The 19,747-nt window shown below is 67.9% G+C and carries 17 protein-coding genes and 1 tRNA gene; 3 read left to right on the top strand and 15 right to left on the bottom strand.

What is annotated here, in order from left to right:
• Positions 1-9: 9 nt before the first annotated feature.
• From IEQ11_RS15470 to IEQ11_RS15405, 14 genes are all read right to left on the bottom strand, one after another.
• Positions 10-1,413 (bottom strand): pectin acetylesterase-family hydrolase, encoded by a 1,404-nt coding sequence (locus tag IEQ11_RS15470; protein WP_036112234.1) that lies wholly within the window; start codon positions 1,411-1,413, stop codon positions 10-12.
• A 984-nt stretch (positions 1,414-2,397) separates the two neighbouring features.
• The gene (locus IEQ11_RS15465; RefSeq protein ID WP_191820894.1) at positions 2,398-3,267 is read right to left on the bottom strand and encodes a DMT family transporter; all 870 of its coding nucleotides are present in this window, start codon (positions 3,265-3,267) and stop codon (positions 2,398-2,400) included.
• Between the two features lie 38 nt (positions 3,268-3,305).
• Entirely contained in the window at positions 3,306-4,346 is a 1,041-nt protein-coding gene (gene murB / locus IEQ11_RS15460; RefSeq protein ID WP_191820728.1) for a UDP-N-acetylmuramate dehydrogenase, read from the bottom strand.
• Positions 4,347-4,408: 62 nt separating this feature from the next.
• The gene (locus IEQ11_RS15455) at positions 4,409-5,467 is read right to left on the bottom strand and encodes a quinone-dependent dihydroorotate dehydrogenase (protein WP_036112239.1); all 1,059 of its coding nucleotides are present in this window, start codon (positions 5,465-5,467) and stop codon (positions 4,409-4,411) included.
• Positions 5,468-5,813: 346 nt separating this feature from the next.
• Positions 5,814-6,038, bottom strand: coding sequence for a hypothetical protein (locus IEQ11_RS15450; protein ID WP_191820729.1), 225 nt, complete (start codon positions 6,036-6,038; stop codon positions 5,814-5,816).
• 80 nt (positions 6,039-6,118) lie between these two features.
• The gene (locus IEQ11_RS15445) at positions 6,119-6,343 is read right to left on the bottom strand and encodes a hypothetical protein (RefSeq protein WP_046657118.1); all 225 of its coding nucleotides are present in this window, start codon (positions 6,341-6,343) and stop codon (positions 6,119-6,121) included.
• Positions 6,344-6,601: 258 nt separating this feature from the next.
• Positions 6,602-6,826: a hypothetical protein gene (locus IEQ11_RS15440; protein WP_036112252.1), complete on the bottom strand. Its 225-nt coding sequence runs from the start codon at positions 6,824-6,826 to the stop codon at positions 6,602-6,604.
• 159 nt (positions 6,827-6,985) lie between these two features.
• A complete protein-coding gene (locus tag IEQ11_RS15435; RefSeq protein WP_096414979.1) occupies positions 6,986-7,276 on the bottom strand; it encodes a DUF4190 domain-containing protein in 291 nt (96 codons plus the stop codon).
• 178 nt (positions 7,277-7,454) lie between these two features.
• The gene (locus tag IEQ11_RS15430; RefSeq protein ID WP_191820730.1) at positions 7,455-7,946 is read right to left on the bottom strand and encodes a hypothetical protein; all 492 of its coding nucleotides are present in this window, start codon (positions 7,944-7,946) and stop codon (positions 7,455-7,457) included.
• Between the two features lie 51 nt (positions 7,947-7,997).
• Entirely contained in the window at positions 7,998-8,198 is a 201-nt protein-coding gene (locus IEQ11_RS15425) for a hypothetical protein (protein WP_036112261.1), read from the bottom strand.
• A 311-nt stretch (positions 8,199-8,509) separates the two neighbouring features.
• Positions 8,510-9,391: a hypothetical protein gene (locus IEQ11_RS15420; protein ID WP_191820731.1), complete on the bottom strand. Its 882-nt coding sequence runs from the start codon at positions 9,389-9,391 to the stop codon at positions 8,510-8,512.
• Positions 9,392-9,493: 102 nt separating this feature from the next.
• Positions 9,494-9,793 carry a hypothetical protein gene (locus tag IEQ11_RS15415; protein WP_191820732.1) on the bottom strand — a complete coding sequence of 100 codons (300 nt, stop codon included), beginning with the start codon at positions 9,791-9,793 and terminating at the stop codon, positions 9,494-9,496.
• 15 nt (positions 9,794-9,808) lie between these two features.
• Complete coding sequence (amaB, locus tag IEQ11_RS15410; protein WP_057922016.1) at positions 9,809-11,341, bottom strand: L-piperidine-6-carboxylate dehydrogenase; 1,533 nt, start codon at positions 11,339-11,341, stop codon at positions 9,809-9,811.
• A gap of 107 nt (positions 11,342-11,448) precedes the next feature.
• Positions 11,449-11,525, bottom strand: a tRNA-Arg gene (locus tag IEQ11_RS15405).
• Positions 11,526-11,924: 399 nt separating this feature from the next.
• Here IEQ11_RS15405 and IEQ11_RS15400 point away from each other — a divergent pair.
• A complete protein-coding gene (locus IEQ11_RS15400; protein ID WP_191820733.1) occupies positions 11,925-12,368 on the top strand; it encodes a hypothetical protein in 444 nt (147 codons plus the stop codon).
• 687 nt (positions 12,369-13,055) lie between these two features.
• Positions 13,056-17,540, top strand: coding sequence for an autotransporter domain-containing protein (locus IEQ11_RS15395; RefSeq protein WP_191820734.1), 4,485 nt, complete (start codon positions 13,056-13,058; stop codon positions 17,538-17,540).
• Between the two features lie 530 nt (positions 17,541-18,070).
• Here the strand turns inward: IEQ11_RS15395 and IEQ11_RS15390 are convergent.
• Positions 18,071-18,244, bottom strand: a complete 174-nt coding sequence (locus IEQ11_RS15390; protein ID WP_191820735.1) for a hypothetical protein — start codon at positions 18,242-18,244, stop codon at positions 18,071-18,073.
• Between the two features lie 493 nt (positions 18,245-18,737).
• Between IEQ11_RS15390 and IEQ11_RS15385 the strand changes: the two genes are divergently transcribed.
• Positions 18,738-19,718: a GlxA family transcriptional regulator gene (locus tag IEQ11_RS15385; protein ID WP_247024569.1), complete on the top strand. Its 981-nt coding sequence runs from the start codon at positions 18,738-18,740 to the stop codon at positions 19,716-19,718.
• The last annotated feature ends 29 nt before the right edge of the window (positions 19,719-19,747 follow it).

The following is a 19,747-nucleotide window of genomic DNA, read 5'->3' as shown; positions in this document are numbered from 1 at the left end:
TATGTCTCATCAGGCCAGCAGCTGGTCGACCAGCCAGTACAGCAGGTTGAACGGCTTGGCCTTGTCGGCCGCGTCGCTGGCTTCGCTGGCGTCGAGCACCTTGCCGTTGCCGTCGAGCACGCTGTCGATGAAGTTCTTCAACTCCAGGTTCTGCGCCTGCACGTCGCCGTTCTTGAAGTCGACGATGGTCGTGCAGTGGCTCTCGTTCAAGGCGCGGTACTGCGGGAAGTAACCGCCGAAGTTGTCCAGCGTGTTCAGGCGCGCGGCCAGGCGGGTGGTGTCGCTGCCCCACTTGGCGTGGATCAGCGCTTCCTTCGCGGCCTGGTTCGGCGCCTGCGCGATGTCGTCGTGGAAACGCTCGTACGAGTACGACGAATAGTTCAGGTCCTGCCAGAAGTGAGTCTGGCCCAGGCGGTCGTTGCGGTGCTTGTTGGCCAGCGCCGGATAGATCGAACCCAGTTCGTTGAGGTCGATCTGCGGCAGACCGGCGGCGAGGAAGGCCAGCGGGCCGTTCGGCGCGTCCAGGCCCCACACGTCGCGGATCTTGTTCATCAGCGGCTGCGAGGGATATTCGGCCGGATTGCCGTTGCGCGGGGTCGGGAAGATCGGGCCGGAGTCGTCGATCAGATACGCGCTGCTCGGCGCCAGATCGCTGCGCACCGAATCGTAGGCGATCAGGCTGCCGGCGCCGCCGGCGCTGCAGCCGGTGCTGAGCATCTGGCCCGGACGCGGCAGGTTGTCCTTGAGCCAGGCGGTCATCGCGCGGGTGTTGCGCAGGCCGTTGTGGTGCCACACCAGCGGCTGCTGCTGTCCGCTCGGATCGGGATAGATCGCGACCTTGTCGCCGCTGTAGATGTCGCCGGTGCAGTAGGGCACGTAGACCATGTTCCAGTTCTGGGTCTTGACCGCATCGAACGGGCTCACCCGCGTCACGAACGGGCTGACCAGGCTGGCGCCGGGGTTCAGCAGCTTCATGTAGTCGTCGGGCACGCCGTTGGGATTGCGCGCGCCGCGCACGCCGGTCGCGCCGGTGCAACTGGCGTAGTCCCAGCACGCGCCGCCGCCTTCCATGTAGATGATGGTGTTGGTGGTGTTGGGTACGCGGTTGACGAAGATCTTGTACGGCGAGCCGTTGCCGCAGATCGCGCCGGTTTCCGCCGGCAGTTGCACGGTCTGCCATTGGTAGTACGCGGCCGGGTCGAAACCGTCGGCGCGCGCGGCGTCGCGGCTGAGCAGCGGGTATTGGCCGGTGCGTTGCGCGGCCTGGACCTTGTTGTCGGCCTTGGGCGGCGACACCAGGTTGCGGATGGTCTGGAAGAATCCGTAATCGCCCTGTTCGGCCTGCGAGGGCAGGCTCGACAAGGCGACGGCGCCGCCCACGAGGGCGACGGCCAGATAGCGGCTTACTGCCATGATGTCTCTCTCCTTTGGATCGTCATGAAGGGAGGAGCGAAACGCGTGTTCGGCGCGAGCTAGGGCGTGCGCGCGGCCGGTTCCCCTCCGTACTGCAGCGTCCGGAATAGCGGGGCCGGCGCGACGGGTCAATCGCGACGGCGCGTGTTTACCGGCCGCGCCGCAGATTGGCCGCGATTGCGGCTACCGGTGGCCGCTATTGCCCCTGAAACCGTCACGAAACGGCGCGATGCGCGCGCGGGTTCGTGCGCTGCAGCATGTGATCCGCATCGCCAATTGCGCGCACGTGTGCCGCGTCACTGCGACTGCGTGTCGGCGGTGAGGCTGTTGTGGCGGATGCGAGGGCGGATGTGATGCGGGCCGCGGCTTCGACGTTGCGTGTTCGTTGCGATCGATGGGTTGGCGATCACGACTGGCGTTTTTTTTCGCAACAGCGCGCAGTGGTTTCGTATTGCACTGTAGGAGCGGCGCAAGCCGCGACCGCGTTGCGTCACCTTCGCGGCGAAAGATGGTTGCGCCGCGATCGGGTGGTTCGCGGTCGCGGCTTACGCCGCTCCTACAGGTAGCTCGGGTTGCCAACCGGCGGTGTGGGGCTTGTTGGCAAGACACGTCGCCAACACCGCTTCAGCAAGCGCAGCTCGTGGTTGCGTATTGCACTGTAGGAGCGGCGCAAGCCGCGACCGCGCTGCGTCACGTTCGCGGCGAAAGATGGTTGCGCCGCGATCGGGTGGTTCGCGGTCGCGGCTTGCGCCGCTCCTACAGGTAGCTCGGGTCGCCAACCGGCGGCGTGAGGCTTGCTCGTACGGCACGTCGCCAACACCGCCCCAACGAGCGCAGCTCGTGGTTGCGTATTGCACTGTAGGAGCGGCGTAAGCCGCGACCGCGTTGCGTCATGTTCGCGGCGAAAGATGGTTTCGTCGCGATCGGGTGATTCGCGGTCGCGGCTCGCGCCGCTCCTACAGGAAGCCCAGGTCGCTGCGTGGCTTACTCGCCCGGCACCGCGCCCGCGGTCGATGCGGCCGATGCGCGCCGACGCGCCAGCACCGCTTCGCGATGGGCGATGTAGGCGTTCGAGCCGAGGATGATCGCCGCGCCGATCACCGTGTAGATGTCCAGCGTTTCGCCGAACCACAGCCAGCCGGCGGCGGCGACCAGCGGCAACTGGGTGAAGCTGATCGGGGTGAGCGCCGAGACTTCGCCGAGCTTCAGCGCATGCGTCCACAGCACTTGGCCGCCGGTGCCGAACAGGCCGGCGGTGGCGATCCACACCCAGGTGATGCCGTGCGGCCATTGCCAGACGAACAAGGCCGGCAGCAGCGACATCGGCACCCAGAACGCATAGGTGTACAGCACGATGGTGTTGGCCGAATCGACCTTCGACAGTTGCTTGATCTGGATCGCGATCACTCCGCCGAGCACCGCGGCCAGCAGCGCCGCGAGGCTGTCGACCGAGAATTCCGCCGAGCCCGGCCGCACGATGATCAACACGCCGATGAAGCCCGCCGCGACCGCGAGCCAGCGTCGCGCGCGCACGTGTTCGCGCAGGAACAGCACCGCGGCGATGGTGACGAAGATCGGCGTGGAGTAGGTCAGCGAAATCGCCTGCGCCAACGGCAGATGGCCCAGCGCCCAGAACCCGGCCAGCATCGAGAACATGCCGATCAGGCAACGCACGAAATACTTCGGCAGTTGCCGGGTGCGCAGTTCGGCGCGCTGCGCGCCGAGCAACAACGGCAACACCGCCAGCAGTCCGAACAGGTTGCGGAAGAACGCGATCTCGAAGGTGTGCAGCGAGGCCGAGGCCAGCCGGATCGCGATCGCCATGACCCCGAAGCACAAGGTGCTCGCCAACATCAGGCCGGCGGCACGCAGCGGATGCGCCGGGGTTGCGCTCACCAGCGCGCGCCGACGATGCGCGGCTCGGGTTCGATCGCGACCGCGAATCGCGCCAGCACCGATTCGGCGATACGGCGGGCGAGGTCGAGCAGTTGCAGGCCGCTGGCGCCGCCGTGGTTGACCAGCACCAGCGCATGCGCGGCCGACACGCCGGCGTCGCCGTCGCGATGGCCTTTCCAGCCGCAGGCGTCGATCAGCCAGGCCGCCGACAGCTTGCGCGTGTCGGCATCGGCGCCGCGGAACACCGGCATCGCCGGGTATTGCGCGAGCAAGGCCTCGGCCTGCGCGGCGGCGACGATGGGGTTCTTGAAGAAGCTGCCGGCGTTGCCGAGCAGCGCCGGGTCGGGCAGTTTGCGCCGGCGGATCGCGATCACCGCATCGGCCACCGTCCGCGACGTCGGCGCGCTCACGCCCATCGCCGCGAGTTCCTCGCCGATGCCGGCGTAGTCGAGCTTGAGCGCGGGCGCGCGCGGCAACGCGAATTCGACCGCGGTGATCAGATAGCGATCGGGCGACTGCTTGAAGCGGCTGTCGCGGTAAGCGAATTCGCAGGCGGCGTTGTCGAAGCGATGCCACTGGCCGCTGGCCGGTTCGAAGGCTTCGACCGCGTGCACGAAGTCGCGCACTTCCACCCCGTAGGCGCCGATGTTCTGGATCGGCGAGGCGCCGACGGTGCCGGGGATCAGCGCCAGGTTTTCCAGGCCGGCCAGGCCCTGAGCGAGGCTGTGCATGACGAATTCGTGCCAGATCACCCCGGCGTCGGCGCGCACGATCGCGTGCTCGCCGTCGCCGCCCAGGGTCGCGATGCGGCGGCCGCTGAGTTCGAGCACGGCGCCGGTAGGGTCGCCGACGAACAGCAGGTTGCTGCCGCCGCCGAGGGTCAGCGCGATGCCGTCGTTCAAGGGCCCGGTCCGCAGGGCCCGCGGCAGCGCCGCGGCGTCGTCGATCGACACCAGCCAGGGCGCGCGCGCGGCCACGCCGAAGGTATTGCGGTGTTGCAGCTCAGCGTCGCGCACGATGCGCGGTTCAGCGGTCATGCGCGAAGGCCGGATTGGGTGAGGTCGGGAAAGCGGGCGGACTGGAAAGCGATGGCGGCGGCTCAGATCGTCGGCGGCACGTGACCGCGACTGGGCGCTTCCTTGCGGCGGCGGATGGCGTCGACGCACTCGTGCACCAGCGCCGGGCCGCGGTACACCAGGCCCGAATAGCACTGCACCAGGCTCGCGCCGGCGGCCATCTTGGTCACCGCGTCGGCGCCCGACAGAATGCCGCCGACCCCGATCATCGGGATGCTCTCGGGCAGGCGCGTGCGCATCTTGCGCAGCACCGTGGTCGACTGGGTCATCAGCGGACGGCCGGACAGGCCGCCCATCTCGTTCGCGTGCGCGCAGCCTTCCACGCCGTCGCGGGCGATGGTGGTGTTGGTCGCGATCACTCCGTCGACCTGCAACTCGCCGAGCACGCGGCCGGCGGCCTCGATGTCGTCGTCGGACAGGTCCGGCGCGATCTTGACCAGCATCGGCACCCGCTTGCCCTCGCGCGCGGCGAGCTTTTCCTGCGCCTCGCGCAGGTTGCCGACCAGCCGCCGCAGCGACTGCTCTTCCTGCAGTTCGCGCAGGCCCGCGGTGTTGGGCGAGGAGATGTTGACGGTGATGTAGTCGGCCAGCGGGTACACGCGTTCGAGGCAGTAGAGGTAATCGTCCTCGGCGCTCTCGTTGGGCGTGTCCTTGTTCTTGCCGATATTGATGCCGAGCAGGCCGCGCTTGCGCCGGGCCTTGGCGACGTTGCGCACCAGCGCATCGACGCCGTCGTTGTTGAAGCCCAGGCGATTGATCACCGCCTGCTGTTCGGGCAGGCGGAACATGCGCGGCTTGGGATTGCCGGCCTGCGGCTTGGGCGTGACCGTGCCGATTTCGATGAAGCCGAAACCCAGCGACAGCAGCGCGTCGATATGCGCGCCGTTCTTGTCCAGGCCGGCGGCCAGGCCGACCGGGTTGGGGAAGCTCAGGCCGAGGACTTTGGTCGGCAGCGGCTTGGGCGGCCGGGCCATCAGCGGGTTGAGGCCGCTGCGATAAGCCGTCTCCAGCGCCGTCAGGCCGAGACCGTGCGCGCGTTCGGCGTCCAGTCCGAAGAGAAAGGGGCGGGCAAGGCTATACACGAGGTCGGGGGGCACTCGGGTCGGGGAACGCGGATTATCGCCCATGCGGGCGTCCGGGGGCGAGCGCTGCGTGGCAGTGCGGCTCGCGCATGCGCCGTGGTTGCGCGCTAGACGGCATCGGCGCGTTCGTGCGACGCGAGTGGCTTACCGCCGGGGGCTGGGGTATCTACCTGTAGGAGCGGAGCGAGCCGCGACCGCGACACCTCGCCCGGGTCGTAAGCCGGGACAGTGTGGGTGCGTAGCAGTTGCTATATCGCGGTCGCGGCTTGCGCCGCTCCTACAGCGGTTTCGGCGGGTTTCGCTCGAATCCGGACCGCGCCGCATGCCGGCGCGGTCCGGGACAGGATCAATAATTCGAGATCGGACAATTGAGGGGAACCACGCACTGCCCGTAACGCATGTCGCATACGTGGGCGTCCTGGGGCAGGGAAGTCCCCAGGCAGTACTCCCAATCGATCCGGCAGCTTTCGCAGCTGTTCCGGTCGTCCGCCATCGCCGACAGCGACGCGGCGAAGCCGAAGGCCGCCAGGGCGATCAGGCCCAGACGGTTGGCGCGGTTTTGGGTCTGCATCGTATTTGGCTTCCGTAGATGCTGACGAACACGGCGACATGCACAAGCCATGCTTGCGACGGCGCGGTTCGCGGCGCGAATCAGATCTCTTCGAACGGGCAGTCGAGCGTGCGCACGCACTGGGCGTAGCGCGCGTCGCAATTGCCGCCGCCGGGAATTTCGCTGTACATCAGGCAGCTTTCGTATTCGAGCCGGCATTGCCGGCAGGCGGCGTCGTCGGAGGCCACCGCCGACAGCGAGGCGGCGAAACCGAAGGCGGCCAGGGCGATCAGGGCCAGGCGGGTGGAGCGGTTGCGGGTCTTCATCGGGTCGGTCCTGGTTGGGATGAGTGCGGCGGTGCAATCAAGGCGTGCGTGCGGCGGGCGAAACCCCCCGGCGAAAGCGGTTGCGTTCGCGCGGCGCGGTGCATCGCGGACGGCGCGTACCGGCAGCGCGAAACCGGCGTGGTCACGGGCCACGCCGTGCTGATCGATCGTGCGTCGGACGCGCGCGCCGGCCTGCGGACCGCCGTGCGCACGCGGGCGAAGCCGGCCGACGACCTCGGTCGCGGCCGGCCCGAAGGCTCAAGGTTCGATGACGATCTGGCAGCGGTTCGCGGTCAGGCAGGCGCGATACTGCAGCCAGCAGCTCGGCGTCGCATCGGGGGTGTTGGCCTCGCACCACTCCAGCACGTCGGTGTAGCACTGGTGGCATTTGTCGACCGCGGCGAACGCGGTCAGCGAGGCGGAGAAGCCGAAAACGCCGGCCGCGATCGCGGTCAGGCGGGCTGTGCGGGTCCATGTCTTCATTGAATGTGTCCTGTCCTTAGCGCCAGTCCATCTGGCCAGTCCAAGCTTGTGACGACCGCGCGCGCGGAACAAGCTGCGCCGCAGCACATTACGGCGCGCGCCGCTCAGATTCGCCAAGTCGCCGCGCGCGCCGAGGCCGGGCTTATCCGCGCGACCGGATCATTGATTGGCGGCGAAGGCGAACACCGCGGCCAGGCCGCCGAAGAACAGCACCACGACCAGCAAGGTCAGCAGCCCCACGATCACCGACGCCCAACCCAACACCAGCCCGGCGATGGCCATGCCGTCGCCGTCGTAGCGGGCCGGCTCGCGGCGGATCTGCGCGCGCGCCATGTGGCCACAGACGATGGCGGCGGCGCTGCCGATGATCGGCAGCACGATCCAGCTGAGAATGCCGGCGATCAGGCTGATCACCGCCATGGTGTTGGTTTCGCGTACGGGTGCTTGCATGCGTGACGATCCTTCGTTGGAGTATCGCCAAAGCATACCTGCGCGGGCGCGAGCGGGCCGTGCATGCGCCGGCCGGTAAGCGGCGTATCGCCCGGCCGTGCAAGTACGGCAAAGCCCGCGAATGCGCATTCGCGGGCTTTGTCGATAACGCCTCCGGGATCGCCGGTCGCGACCGCGATCAGAAATCCGGCGGCAGGCTGATCATGCAGCCGTTCGAGGTCTGGCAGTTCCAGAAGTCCGCCACGCATCCGTCGCGGTTGTCGGGATTGGCGCTGACGCAGTCGTGGTAAATCGGCACGCAGTGGTCGCATCCCCACGGCCCGGCGATCGCGGTGAGCGAAGCGGCGAATCCGAACGCGCCCACGGCGATGGCGGTCAGGCGAAGACTACGGGTCCTCTTGTTCACAAGGCATCCTTCATGTGGCGCCAGTCCATCTGGCGCAGCCACGCTAGGCAGGCGAACGGGCGCGGTCAAGTCAACGCCGTCGCAGTCTGCGCTTGCGGTTTCGCGAGCATCGGCCGCGAGTTTTTTTCGCTCGGACACGTCGAAACGATCCGCGCGCCACGGACGTGGGATCGCGGATGCGAATGGCTTGCCCGAACAATTGACGACGCGTCGATCCGGATCGTGGAGGCGTCCGTCGACGCGGCTATCGCGGCGATGACGCAAGGCCGGCGAATCGACCTTCGCAGGCCTTGCGTCGCAGCGCGCGCGGAATGCTCAGAAATCCGGCGGCAGGCTGATCGGGCAGCCGCCGTCCTGCTCGCATTGCCAGAACTGCTCCAGGCAACTGGGTTGCGCGTCGGGCGTGTTGGTGCGGCAGGCGTAATAGCCCGGCAGGCAGTGGTCGCATCCCCACGGGGCGGCGAAGGCGGTGAGCGAGGCGGCGAAGCCGAATACTCCGACGGCGACCGCGGTCAAGCGAATGCTACGGTTCCCTTTGTTCACAAGACGTCCTTCATGTGGCGCCAGTCCATCTGGCGAGGCCACGCTAGGCACGCGTGCGGGCAGGGGTCAAGCGATGCGCTCGCAGTCTGCGACCGCGCGCTCATGACGCATGCGCGCAGCGATCGGGATGGCGCATTCAGCTGGGTGGATCGCGATCTGTCGAAGGTGAAGGCGCGGGCCGGTGTGCGAAGAATCTTGAGGGCGCGGGTTCCGTCGAGGTCTCGGTGAACGACGCCGGGCCGCTTTCACGAACGAGGCTCATCCCTGATTTCCAGCGAAGACGCTCAGCGAATCACCACCACTTTCCCATCCGCGATCGCCTGCCGGTAATCGTGGACATGGCGAGTGCTGTCGCTGGATTCGCGCAGCAGTTCGGGCTGCGCGATGGGTTTCATCCGGCCCGAGCGCAGCGCTTTCTTATTGGCGGCGATGAGTTCGCGAAACTTGCACATCTCCACCCACCAGATCCGATACTGAAGCAGATCGACGCGCTGCGGATCGACGAAGCCGAGCAGGCCGAAGATGCGGGTCGGCGTTTCGCTGGGCGCCAGCATGCCCCAGTTGCCGGTCAAGGCCATGGCGCCGCACAGGACAACGCAGCTGATCAGGGGTAGCAGCTGAAGTTCGAGCGCATCCGGACCGTCCGGCCCGATCAACCAGAACATCGCGGCCATGCACGGATACGCAAAACAAAACGTCCACAACGCGAACATGCGGCCCGCCTTGGCATCCGCGGCGCTGCCTAATGGGTAATGGACCCAGACGTAGCCTTGTTGCGGGTCCAGAATTCCGTGCGCATGCAAGGCTTCACCGACGCGCGATACCGCTACTTTCACGCGGTGGCCTTGTTTGAGCTTGCTGGCCCCGGCGAAACTTCCGAACACGACTTGCCCCTCTATCCGGCAAGCGAAATAGTCGCGTTCTTCCCCGGGGTCCGACGGCACCAGCGTGCGCTCGATGATGCCTGTTGCCTGCGCGAACGGCGCAGCGGCGGCGACGACAACACGCTTGGACGTCGGCTTGCTCTGCCGTTGCGGATCGATCCGCGCCATCAGCTTGTCCAACGCGTCTTCTACATACAACTGATCCAGCACGCCTTCGATCATAAACAGCTCATCCTCGTCGTGAGGCGTCGCTGGAGAGTCGCTGCGGTGTTCGCTTGTCATGATCCTTCACCAAGGCCTGGGTGGCCGTGTCGAAATCCGTCGACTGTGCGGCGGTGCGCGTAGCGCTGGCCGTGGGAGCCACGTTCAATCAAAGCCCGTGGTTTATCGGCTTTGGGGGGCTTCGCTTTCGAGAACTACTTCGGTTGGCATCAGGCTGAACCAAGGACCGTGTTCGCCGAACCAAAGATAGCCGTAGCCATCGATTTCCAGCACCGGCAGCACCTGGCCTTCGACGGCGCGCAGACGCGCGACGTCCTCGGCGGGCAGATCGTGGATCAGCCAGTGCGGCATGACCGGGATGCGGACCCGGCTGCCTTCGACGATAGGCCGGCCCGACGCATCCACTGCCGCCAGGGGAAACCCCGGCGGCAATGGATCGTGCGGCGGATCGAAAAACGCCATGCTTGGCGTGTCGGCTTACAGATCGAACTTGATGCCCTGCGCCAGCGGCAGCGCATCGGAGTAGTTGATCGTGTTGGTCTGACGGCGCATGTACGCGCGCCATGCATCCGAACCCGACTCGCGGCCGCCGCCGGTTTCCTTCTCGCCGCCGAACGCGCCGCCGATCTCGGCGCCGGAGGTGCCGATGTTGACGTTGGCGATGCCGCAATCCGAACCGGCGGCCGACAGGAACGCTTCGGCCGCTTTCAGATTAGCGGTGAAGATCGACGACGACAGGCCCTGCGGCACGTCGTTCTGCAGCGCGATGGCTTCATCGAGCGTCTTGAACTTCATCACGTACAGGATCGGCGCGAAGGTTTCGGTCTGCACCACTTCGGCGTCGTTGGTCAGGCCGGTGATGATGGTCGGCAGGACGAAGTTGCCCTTGCGCTCGATCGCCGCGCCGCCGGTGGCGACGGTGCCGCCGCTGGCCTTGGCCTTTTCGATCGCGTCCAGATACGCCTGCACGCCGTCGCGGCTGTTGAGCGGGCCCATCAGGTTGGCCGGGTCGGTCGGGTCGCCGATCTTCTTCTCGACCTGCTTGAACGCGGCGACCAGCTTGGCCAGCACGTCGTCATGGATCGACTCGTGCACGAACAAGCGGCGCGTGGTGGTGCAACGCTGGCCGGCGGTGCCGACCGCGCCGAACGCGATCGCCGGAATCGCCAGCTTCAGATCGGCCGAGGCGTCGACGATGATCGCGTTGTTGCCGCCCAGTTCCAGCAGCGAACGGCCCATGCGGCGCGCGACGCGCTCGCCGACGATGCGGCCGACCTTGGTCGAACCGGTGAAGCTGACCAGACCGATGCGCTTGTCGTCGACGAAGTTCGACGCCAACTCGGTGCCGGCATCGTTGAACAGGAAGAAGATGTCCGGGAAGCCGCCGGCGCGCAGCGCTTCGTTGCAGATCTTCATCGAGGCGATCGCCGACAGCGGGGTCTTGGGCGAGGGCTTCCAGATGGTGATGTCGCCGCAGATCGCCGCGATGAACGCGTTCCACGCCCACACCGCGACGGGGAAGTTGAACGCGGAAATCACGCCGACGATGCCGAGCGGATGCCACTGCTCGTACATGCGGTGGCCCGGACGCTCCGAATGCATGGTCAGGCCGTACAGCTGACGCGACAGGCCGACGGCGAAATCGCCGATGTCGATCATTTCCTGCACTTCGCCGTCGCCCTCGGGCTTGGACTTGCCCATTTCCAGCGCGACCAGCGAACCCAGCGCGTCCTTGTGCTTGCGCAGCGCGTCGGCGCACAGGCGGATGGCTTCGCCGCGGCGCGGGGCCGGGGTGGTGCGCCACACCGCGAACGCGGCCTGGGCGCGCTCGACGATGGTGTCGTAGTCGCTCTGCGAGGAGGCCTGCACGCGCGCGAGCACTTCGCCGTCGGTGGGGTTGACCGGTTCCAGCACGCCGGCGTCGGCGGTCGTCGCCCATTGCCCGTGACCGAGGTAGGTGCCGGACTCGGTGTCGTTGAGTCCGAGTGCGGCGAGAACGGGGTGAGTCATACCGAAAGCTCCATGTGATTGCACGCCGGTGGCGCGGCATATAGCGGTGGATTGGCATGCGTCCGGTGGACGCAGACGGCGCGCGACAGGGCGCGCGGCCGTGGAGGTGGCGACCCCGACACGATTCGAACGTGTGACCTTCCCCTTAGGAGGGGGATGCTCTATCCAGCTGAGCTACGGGGCCGAAGGTTTGTAATTCAAGCGGTTGCACGATCCGGATCGACCATCCCGGAGCCCGCGCGGCGATGCGCCGCCGTGCGGGCACGATCGGCGCGACCGGCCCGGATTGTACTCGGCCGGGCCCGCGCGCCGCCATGCCGCGGCGCGCGGCGAGGGCGCATAAACGCTGATTTCACCGCCGCGCGGGCGTAACGCTTCGCTCACAAGCGCCTGATCCGGGCTGGTTATGCTCGGCCCGACGCGATCGGTCTGCCGCGTCGTCCGCCGCGCCGATGCGCGGCGCGGCGCGGCAGCCAGGGATTCGATCCGCCGGTCCGTCGGGACCCTGAAGTAACTCAAGGAGCAGTGCATGTCATTCGATCGATCCGGACGTACGTCCTCTTCCCCCCGGGCTTCATCCCCCTTGCTGTTCAAGACCGCGGCTGTCGTCGCGCTCGCGTTCGCCGCCAACGCCGCGTATGCGCAAAGCGATGCGCAGGTGTACGAATCGGCCATCGCCGAAGCCGCGCGCATCTGTCCCGGCCATTCCAAGGAACGCACCACGCCCGGCGTCCGCGCGGTTCCGGTCGGCGCGTTGCGGGTGTTGGCGCAGCGCAGTTACACGATGTGTCCCGACCGTCGCCTCGATGCCGCGACGCCGGCGGTGTGGTACGGCGCGGCCGGCGTATTCGCCTGGAATCCCGACAGCAAGAGCGCGGTCAAGCTGATCGCGGGCAAGGTCGATGCGATGACCCGCAAGGAAGAGTTCCCGGCCGAAACCTTGGTGTGGAAGGCCGATGGCAGCGAGGCCAAGGGCGTCGTCGTGCCGATGTTCGAACCGCGGCCCCGGCCGGCCGGCGCGTACTGATCCGACCGGGGCTGATCCCGGTAGAACGCACACTGATCGAAGCGGTCCGCTGCTCGCGGGTGAGAGCGGGCCGCCAGCCCGGTTCGAGCCACCGCCCGCGAGCGGCCGTCGCCCGTGTGGGGCGCGACTGCGCCATGCCGACGACAGGCTGGGGCGATCAGCGAGGGCGACCGGCGAGTTCACGACAGCTGCAAAGTCTTTATGGACGTCGGCCCCGACGCTCTGGGCCCAGGTCGCGGGCCAACCACGCCGCCTCGGATCGAAAACGCGGGGCCTGAAGCCCGCCCGCAAAGGGCCTCGTGGCTGCGCCGCCGGTTCGGCGCGCCGCAGTTTGCATGTCTCCACACCCCATGGCGGCCCTCGCCCGAGGGCCCCGGCGTGCTGTCCCCGACGTGCCGCGTGCATCCAACCGCGCCATCAAGGCGTACCACCCATGCACATAAATTACGCATTAATTGCATTTGTGACGGCCGTTTTGGCCGCCTGCTTACGTTACATGCCAGTAACCCTGGATGTTTCAGGACGGTAACGGCAGCCATGGCGACCACCCGACGGACGGGATTGCTGTGGATTGGGTACGTATTTAATGTGTGATTGGGGTCGCATGTTCGAGGCGCGCCGTTCGCGGCGCAGTCAGAGGCATCGGTTTTTTTCGGCCGCGGGGAAGCGGTCGATCTAGGGGAAAACATGATCGGTTTGAAGAATTGGGCGCTGCGCGCCCGTGCGGCGCTGCGCGTAAGTGCGAGTCCGGCGGCGCGACTGGGCTGGGTGTTGCTGCTGCCGGGCCTCGGCCTGGCCGGCGCGGCGCAGGCCCAGAGCTGCGGGGTCGGTGAAGTCCCGGCGGCCTTCGGGTTCACCGGCGGCGAGCAGACCACCACGGTCCCGGCCGGCGTGCATTCGCTGACCGTGTACCTCAGCGGCGCGCAGGGCGGCGCCGGTCGCAGCGGCGCCGGCACCATCGGCGGCAGCCCGAATTCTCCGGGCGGCGCGGGCGGGCTGGGCGGACGCGTTCGCGGCACTCTGGCGGTCACGCCGGGCGCGACGCTGTCGATCTGGGTCGGCGGCCAGGGTTCGCAGGCGGTCAATCCCGGCGGCGTCGGCGAGGGCGTCGACGGCATCGGCGGCGGCGCCACCGATTTGCGCGTGGGCGGCAACGGCATCGGCAACCGGGTCGGCATCGCCGGTGGCGGCGGTGGTGGCGGCAACGCCGGCTGGAGCACGACCAGCGTGATCGCCGGCGGCGCCGGCGGTGTCGGCGGCGGCGGTACCGGCGGCGCGGGCGCGACCGTGCCCGGCGGCGCCGGTCCGTTCGGCGGCGGCGGCGGCGCGGTCGGCACCGGTGGCGCGCCCGGCGGCGGCTGCGGCAGCTTTCCGGCCACCGCGGGCAACGCAGCCAACGGCGATGGCGGCGACGCCTTCAACTTCTCCGGCTCCTTCGTCAATGCCGGTTACGGCGGCGGCGGTGGTGGCGGCGCGACGGTCGGCGCGGGCGGCGGCGGTGCCGGCGTGGGCACCGTCAGCTGTCAGCAGAACTGGAACGGCGGCGGCGGCGGCGGCGCGGGCGGCAGCTCGGGCGCGACCGGTCTGACCGCGGTCACCATCAACAACGGCGTGCAGGCCGGCAACGGCGCGGCGCTGATCTGTTTCGCGCCGACCCAGTTCGCGGTCGGCGGCACCGCGACCGGCCAGACCGGGCCGGTCACCCTGCAGCTCGCCGGCACCAACCCGGTCAGTTCGCAGCAAGTCGTGGTGGCGCAGGCCGCGACGACCTTCGTATTCCCAACGCGCCTGCCGCAGGGCGCCAACTGGACCGTCAGCGTGCTCAGCGCGCCCGCGGGCCAGCAATGCACGGTCAATCCGGCCAGCGGCCTGGCGATCAACGCCGACGTCACCAATGTCGCGCTCAGTTGCGTCACGGTCGCGGTGACGGTCAATCCGGCCACCTTGCCCAACGGCGCATTCGGCACGGCGTATTCGCAGACGCTCACCGCCACCAGCGCCAACGGCGGGACCGCGCCGTACACCTTCGCGATCACCGCCGGCGCGTTGCCGCCCGGGCTGACCTTGTCCAGCGGCGGCGTGCTGTCGGGTACGCCGACCGCGGCGGGTTCGTTCAACTTCACCGTACGCGCCACCTCAAGCAACAACTTCAGCGGCACGCGCGCCTACACCGTGGCGATCGCCCAGAGCGCGCAGGCCATCACTGCCTTCGCCTCCAACCCGGTGTCGCCGGTGTACGCGCCGGGCGGCACGTTCACCGTCTCGGCCACCGGCGGCGGATCGGGCAACCCAGTCGTGTTCGCCAGCACCACGCCGGCGGTGTGTACGGTCGCCGGCAGCACGGTGACGATGGTCGCCGCGGGCAATTGCGCGCTGACCGCCAACCAGGCCGGCAACGCCAACTACAGCGCCGCGCCGCAGGCCAACCTGGCGGTGACGATCGCCGCGGCCAGCCAGGCGATCACCGCGTTCGCGTCCAACCCGGCCTCGCCGGTGTATACGCCGGGCGGCACCTTCTCCGTGTCGGCCACCGGCGGCGCGTCGGGCAATCCGGTCGTGTTCGCCAGCACCACGGCGGCGGTGTGTACCGTTGCCGGCAGCACGGTGACGATGGTGTCCGCGGGCAATTGCGCGCTGACCGCCAACCAGGCCGGCAACGCCAACTACAGCGCCGCGCCGCAGGCCAACCTCGCGGTGACCATCGGCCTGGCGAACCAAGCCATCACCGGCTTCGCCGCCAACCCGGCCGCGCCGGTGTACACGCCGGGCGGCACCTTCGCCCTGTCGGCCACGGGCGGCGCGTCGGGCAATCCGGTCGTGTTCGCCAGCACCACGCCGGCGGTGTGTACGGTCGCCGGCGGCACCGCGACGATCGTGGCCGCGGGCACCTGCTCGCTGACCGCCAATCAGGCCGGCAACGCCAACTACAACGCCGCGCCGCAGGTTGGCCTGGCCGTTGCGATCGGCGTGGGCACCCAGGCGATCAATAACTTCGCCGCCAATCCGGCCTCGCCGGTGTACGCGCCGGGCGGTACGTTCGCGATCTCGGCCACGCCGGGCGCGTCGACCAGCCCGGTCGTGTTCGCCACCACCACGCCGGCGGTGTGTAGCGTCGCCGGTAGCACGGTGACGACGCTCGCCGCGGGCACCTGCTCGCTGACCGCCGATCAGGCCGCCGATCCCAACTACGCCGCGGCGCCGCAGGTCCTGCTCGACGTAGCGATCACCGTGGCCAGCCAGGCCATCACCGACTTCGCCGCCAATCCGGCCTCGCCGGTGTACGCGCCGGGCGGCACCTTCGCCGTCTCGGCCACGCCGGGCGCGTCGACCAGCCCGGTCGTGTTCGCCAGCACCACCGCCTCGGTGTGCACCGTCAGCGGCAGCACCGTGACGATGCTGACCGCAGGCACCTGTTCGCTCACCGCCGATCAAGCCGCCGACGCCAACTACAGCGCCGCGCCGCAAGTGACGCTGGACGTGACCATCGGCGCGGCCGCGCAGGCCATCAGCAACTTCAGCGCGAATCCGTCGGCGCCGGTGTACAGCGTGGGCGGCACCTTCGCCGTGAGCGCGAGCGGTGGCGCCTCGGGCAACCCGGTGGTGTTCGCCAGCACCACGCCGGCGGTGTGCACCGTCAGCGGCAGCACCGTGACCATGCTCGCCTCGGGCACGTGTTCGTTGACCGCCGACCAGGCCGGCAACGGCAACTACAGCGCCGCGCCGCAAGTCGCGTTGCAGGTGTTGATCGGCGGCGGCACGCCGACCCTGGCGTGGATCGGCGATGTCGCCAAGACCATCGGCGAGCCGTCGTTCGATCTGCCGAACCCGACCAGCAACAGCAGCGGCGCCTTCACCTTCTCCAGCGGCAACACCGCGGTGGCGACGGTGAGCGGGCGCACGGTGACCATCGTCGGCGCGGGCGTGGCGACCTTGGTCGCGACCCAGGCCGCGGCCGGCAGCTACCTGCAGACCACGATCAGCGCGACCCTGACCGTCGCCGACCGCCCCGATCCGACCCGCGACCCGAGCGTCGTCGGCGGCTTGCAGGCCCAGGTCGACGCCAGCGTGCGCTTCGCTTCGGCGCAGCAGTCCAACATCCACGACCGTCTGCGTCAGCAGCGTTTCGCCGGTGCCAACAACTCGAGTGACGGCCTCAGCCTCAACCTGAGCAACCGTTCGGGCGGCGCGATGTCGCTGACCGCCGGCCAGGTCGCCTCGGTCGACAACGTGCGCCTGCCGGAAGGCTGGGGCTTGTGGACCGCGGGCAGCATCACCAACGGCCAGCGCGAACCCAACAGCCGCAGCGACGGGTTCGATTTCCAGAGCGACGGCATCACCGTCGGCGCCGACTGGCGCATGGGCGAGCGCTTCCTGCTCGGTGTGGCCGGCGGCTTCGGCTGGAACGACACCGACCTGGACGACGGACGTTCCAAGCTCGACGCCAAGCAGCGCGCCCTGTCGCTGTACGGCCTGTGGCGCCCGAGCGAGCATTGGTTCGTCGACGGCATCATCGGTTGGGGCCGTCTGGACTTCGACATCCGCCGCTACAGCGCGACCGCCTTGGCCACCGCCACGGCCGAGCGCGACGGCGACCAAGTCTTCGGTTCCTTGACCGCCGGTTACGAGCATCACGGCGACGGCATGACCCTGACCGGTTACGGCCGCTTCGACACCAGCCGCACCAAGCTCGACGGTTATCGCGAACACGGCCTGGGCATCTACGACCTGAACTACGGCTCGCAGACGGTCGAGAACAACGGCGCCTCGCTGGGCCTGGAGGGCAGCTTCCCGATCGTGACCACCCGCGGCAGCATCTTCCGTCCGTACTGGATGGTCGAATACCGCGAATCGCTCGACAACCGCAGCGACGTGGCCTTGAACTACGTGGTCATGCCGGTCGCCAATGACTACAGCCTGTCGCTGCGCAGCTACGGCGACAACGCGCTGACCTATGGCGCGGGCATGGACATGGACTTCCGCGCCGGCTGGAAACTGTCGTTGCTGATGCGTCGCCAGCACGGCGACGGCCAGGACCCGAGCACCAGCTTCGGCCTGCTGCTGTCGTTCTCGCCGAGCATCCAGCCCTCGTCGCTGACCGCGCCGACCGCGCAGGAAGTGGCCGAGCAGATGGACGCGACCGCATCGACGAAGGAGCCGCAGACCGGCCGTTGAACGAGCCTGCGGTTGAGCGAGCGACGAGCCGGTCGGATCAACGACCGGCTTGTCGGGATAAGCAAGTCATTCGACCGGCACCGCACCGCGCGGTGCCGGTCGGCGGGTTCAAGCGGCGCAGTGGTCATGCGGATCGAACGCGCGGCGACGCGACGATGTGGTTTCACCACCGCCGACCACGAAACTGGTTGTAAAAAACGGACTGCCCAGCGAACGCTCCCGGTTAAGCCCGTGGAGCGTTTTGCTTTATGGAGGAGCGAGGCCGTGTCGAGATTTCCTTCGATCAAACCGGTTACGAGATCACGCCTCACGTCATGGCCAGCAACAACGCCACAACAGCCCCTGTAGGAGCGGCGCAAGCCGCGACCGCGAAACATCATCCACGGCGAAACATCATCCACGGCGAAACATCACTCAAGACGAAACGTTACTCAAGGCGAAACGTCGCTCAAGACGAAACGTTACTCAAGACGAAACGTCGCTCAAGACGAAACGTTACTCAAGACGAAAGCAACGCCCACGCCATCGCCTCATCCCGCGCCGCTTCCGGCACGCGACACCAGCAACTTATCAAGGATGGCCTGATACAACGACGCGGCGAATTCGGCATCGTTGCCGGTATCGTCGGTCATGGCGTATTGCCCGCTGGCCAGCATGCCCGCAGCCAGATGCGCTGCGACTTGTTCGGCTTGTTCGCGATTCATGTCGATCTCCTGTGAGATGTACGGGTAGCGCCCGCCGCACGCGGTGAGCGCATGAATTGCAGCCTACGCCCGCGTGCGCTGGAAGCGGATCGCGAAAATGGAACTGATTGGGCCAGCACAATCGTCACGACGGATTGCGCAATGCGCCTTGGCCCGATTCGGCAAAGCCGAGCAGCGGATCGACGGCGTTGCGTTGAAATAGTGACCATTGGGGGCGCGGGACTTTCAAGCCGCTGCCTGCTCGTTTCGAGCAGGTTCGATGCGCCGACACATCGCGCTGTCGATCCCGATTCGCATTGCGGTTGCATTGGCGATATCGGCCATCGCATCAGTGTACGTAAACGACAAACGACGATCGCGAACGCAAACATCGCCGACCGAACGGCGACCGCATCGAGCGCCGGAACGAAGCCGCATCGCACAGGCTATCGATGGACGTTCCATCCACCCGCATTCTGGTCCATCCTGAGCGCCTTTCCCGCCGACCCGCGCCGTGCCCAAGATCATTTGCATGCTGGTGTATGCCGACGCGCAGTCGCTGGACATCAGCGGGCCGCTGGAGGTGTTCGCGCTCGCCAGCCGGCAGGCGCAGGAGGACGATGCGGACTGCGAGCCGCTGTACCGGCTGCATGTGGTGGCCGAGCAGGCCGGCCCGATCGTGCTGGCGTCGGGGATGCAATTGCTGCCGGATATGCTGTGTTCGCAGGTGCCCGAAGCCGTCGACACGCTGTTGGTCAGCGGCGGCATGGGCGATGCGCTGGACCGGATGCGCGCGAATACCGGACTGGTCCGATGGCTGCGCGAGATCGCGCCGCGGGTGCGGCGGATCGCATCGGTGTGCAGCGGCGCCTTGTTGCTGGCCGAGGCCGGGGTGCTCGATGGCCGCAAGGCGACCACGCATTGGCGCGATCTGGCCGAACTGCGCCAGCGCTATCCGCGGGTGCAGGTGGAGGCCGATGCGATCTACACCCACGACGGCGCGGTCTGGACCTCGGCCGGCATCACCGCCGGCATGGATCTGGCGTTGGCGATGGTCGCCGCGGATCACGGCATGCCGCTGGCGTTGAAGGTCGCCAAGCGCATGGTCATGGTGAGCAAGCGCTCGGGCGGGCAGAGCCAGTTCAGCCGGCAACTGGACGAACTCGATCTGCCCGATCAGTTCGCGCAACTGGCCGCGTGGGTGCGCGAGCATCTGCGCTCGCGCCTGGACGTGGGACGGCTGGCGCAGCAGGTGCATATGAGCCCGCGTCAGTTCGGCCGGCGGTTCCAGTCGGTGTTCGGCACCACGCCGCAGAAATACATCGAGCAACTGCGGGTCGAGGCGGCTAAACCCTTGCTGGAAAGCACCCGCAAGGAGTTCAAGCGGATCGCGTCCGATTGCGGGTTCGCATCCGATGAGGCGATGCGGCGCGCGTTCGTGCGCCAACTCGGCATCCGCCCCAGCGATTACCGCGAGCGTTTCGGTTCGCCCTGAGCGGGGCGCTGAGGCCCGCCGATCGCCGA

This window comes from Lysobacter capsici (genome assembly GCF_014779555.2).
GTDB lineage: Bacteria > Pseudomonadota > Gammaproteobacteria > Xanthomonadales > Xanthomonadaceae > Lysobacter > Lysobacter capsici.
This window is presented reverse-complemented; position numbering and strand designations above follow the sequence as displayed.

Bases quoted from the DNA above. Each gene is read 5' to 3' on its own strand.
- IEQ11_RS15445 (WP_046657118.1), bottom strand. From the start codon at position 6,343: ATGAAGACCCGCAACCGCTCCACCCGCCTGGCCCTGATCGCCCTGGCC.
- IEQ11_RS15435 (WP_096414979.1), bottom strand. From the start codon at position 7,276: ATGCAAGCACCCGTACGCGAAACCAACACCATGGCGGTGATCAGCCTG.
- IEQ11_RS15420 (WP_191820731.1), bottom strand. From the start codon at position 9,391: ATGACAAGCGAACACCGCAGCGACTCTCCAGCGACGCCTCACGACGAG.
- IEQ11_RS15450 (WP_191820729.1), bottom strand. From the start codon at position 6,038: ATGCAGACCCAAAACCGCGCCAACCGTCTGGGCCTGATCGCCCTGGCG.
- IEQ11_RS15470 (WP_036112234.1), bottom strand. From the start codon at position 1,413: ATGGCAGTAAGCCGCTATCTGGCCGTCGCCCTCGTGGGCGGCGCCGTC.
- IEQ11_RS15440 (WP_036112252.1), bottom strand. From the start codon at position 6,826: ATGAAGACATGGACCCGCACAGCCCGCCTGACCGCGATCGCGGCCGGC.
- murB (WP_191820728.1), bottom strand. From the start codon at position 4,346: ATGACCGCTGAACCGCGCATCGTGCGCGACGCTGAGCTGCAACACCGC.
- IEQ11_RS15390 (WP_191820735.1), bottom strand. From the start codon at position 18,244: ATGAATCGCGAACAAGCCGAACAAGTCGCAGCGCATCTGGCTGCGGGC.
- IEQ11_RS15415 (WP_191820732.1), bottom strand. From the start codon at position 9,793: ATGGCGTTTTTCGATCCGCCGCACGATCCATTGCCGCCGGGGTTTCCC.
- IEQ11_RS15465 (WP_191820894.1), bottom strand. From the start codon at position 3,267: ATGTTGGCGAGCACCTTGTGCTTCGGGGTCATGGCGATCGCGATCCGG.
- amaB (WP_057922016.1), bottom strand. From the start codon at position 11,341: ATGACTCACCCCGTTCTCGCCGCACTCGGACTCAACGACACCGAGTCC.
- IEQ11_RS15395 (WP_191820734.1), top strand. From the start codon at position 13,056: ATGATCGGTTTGAAGAATTGGGCGCTGCGCGCCCGTGCGGCGCTGCGC.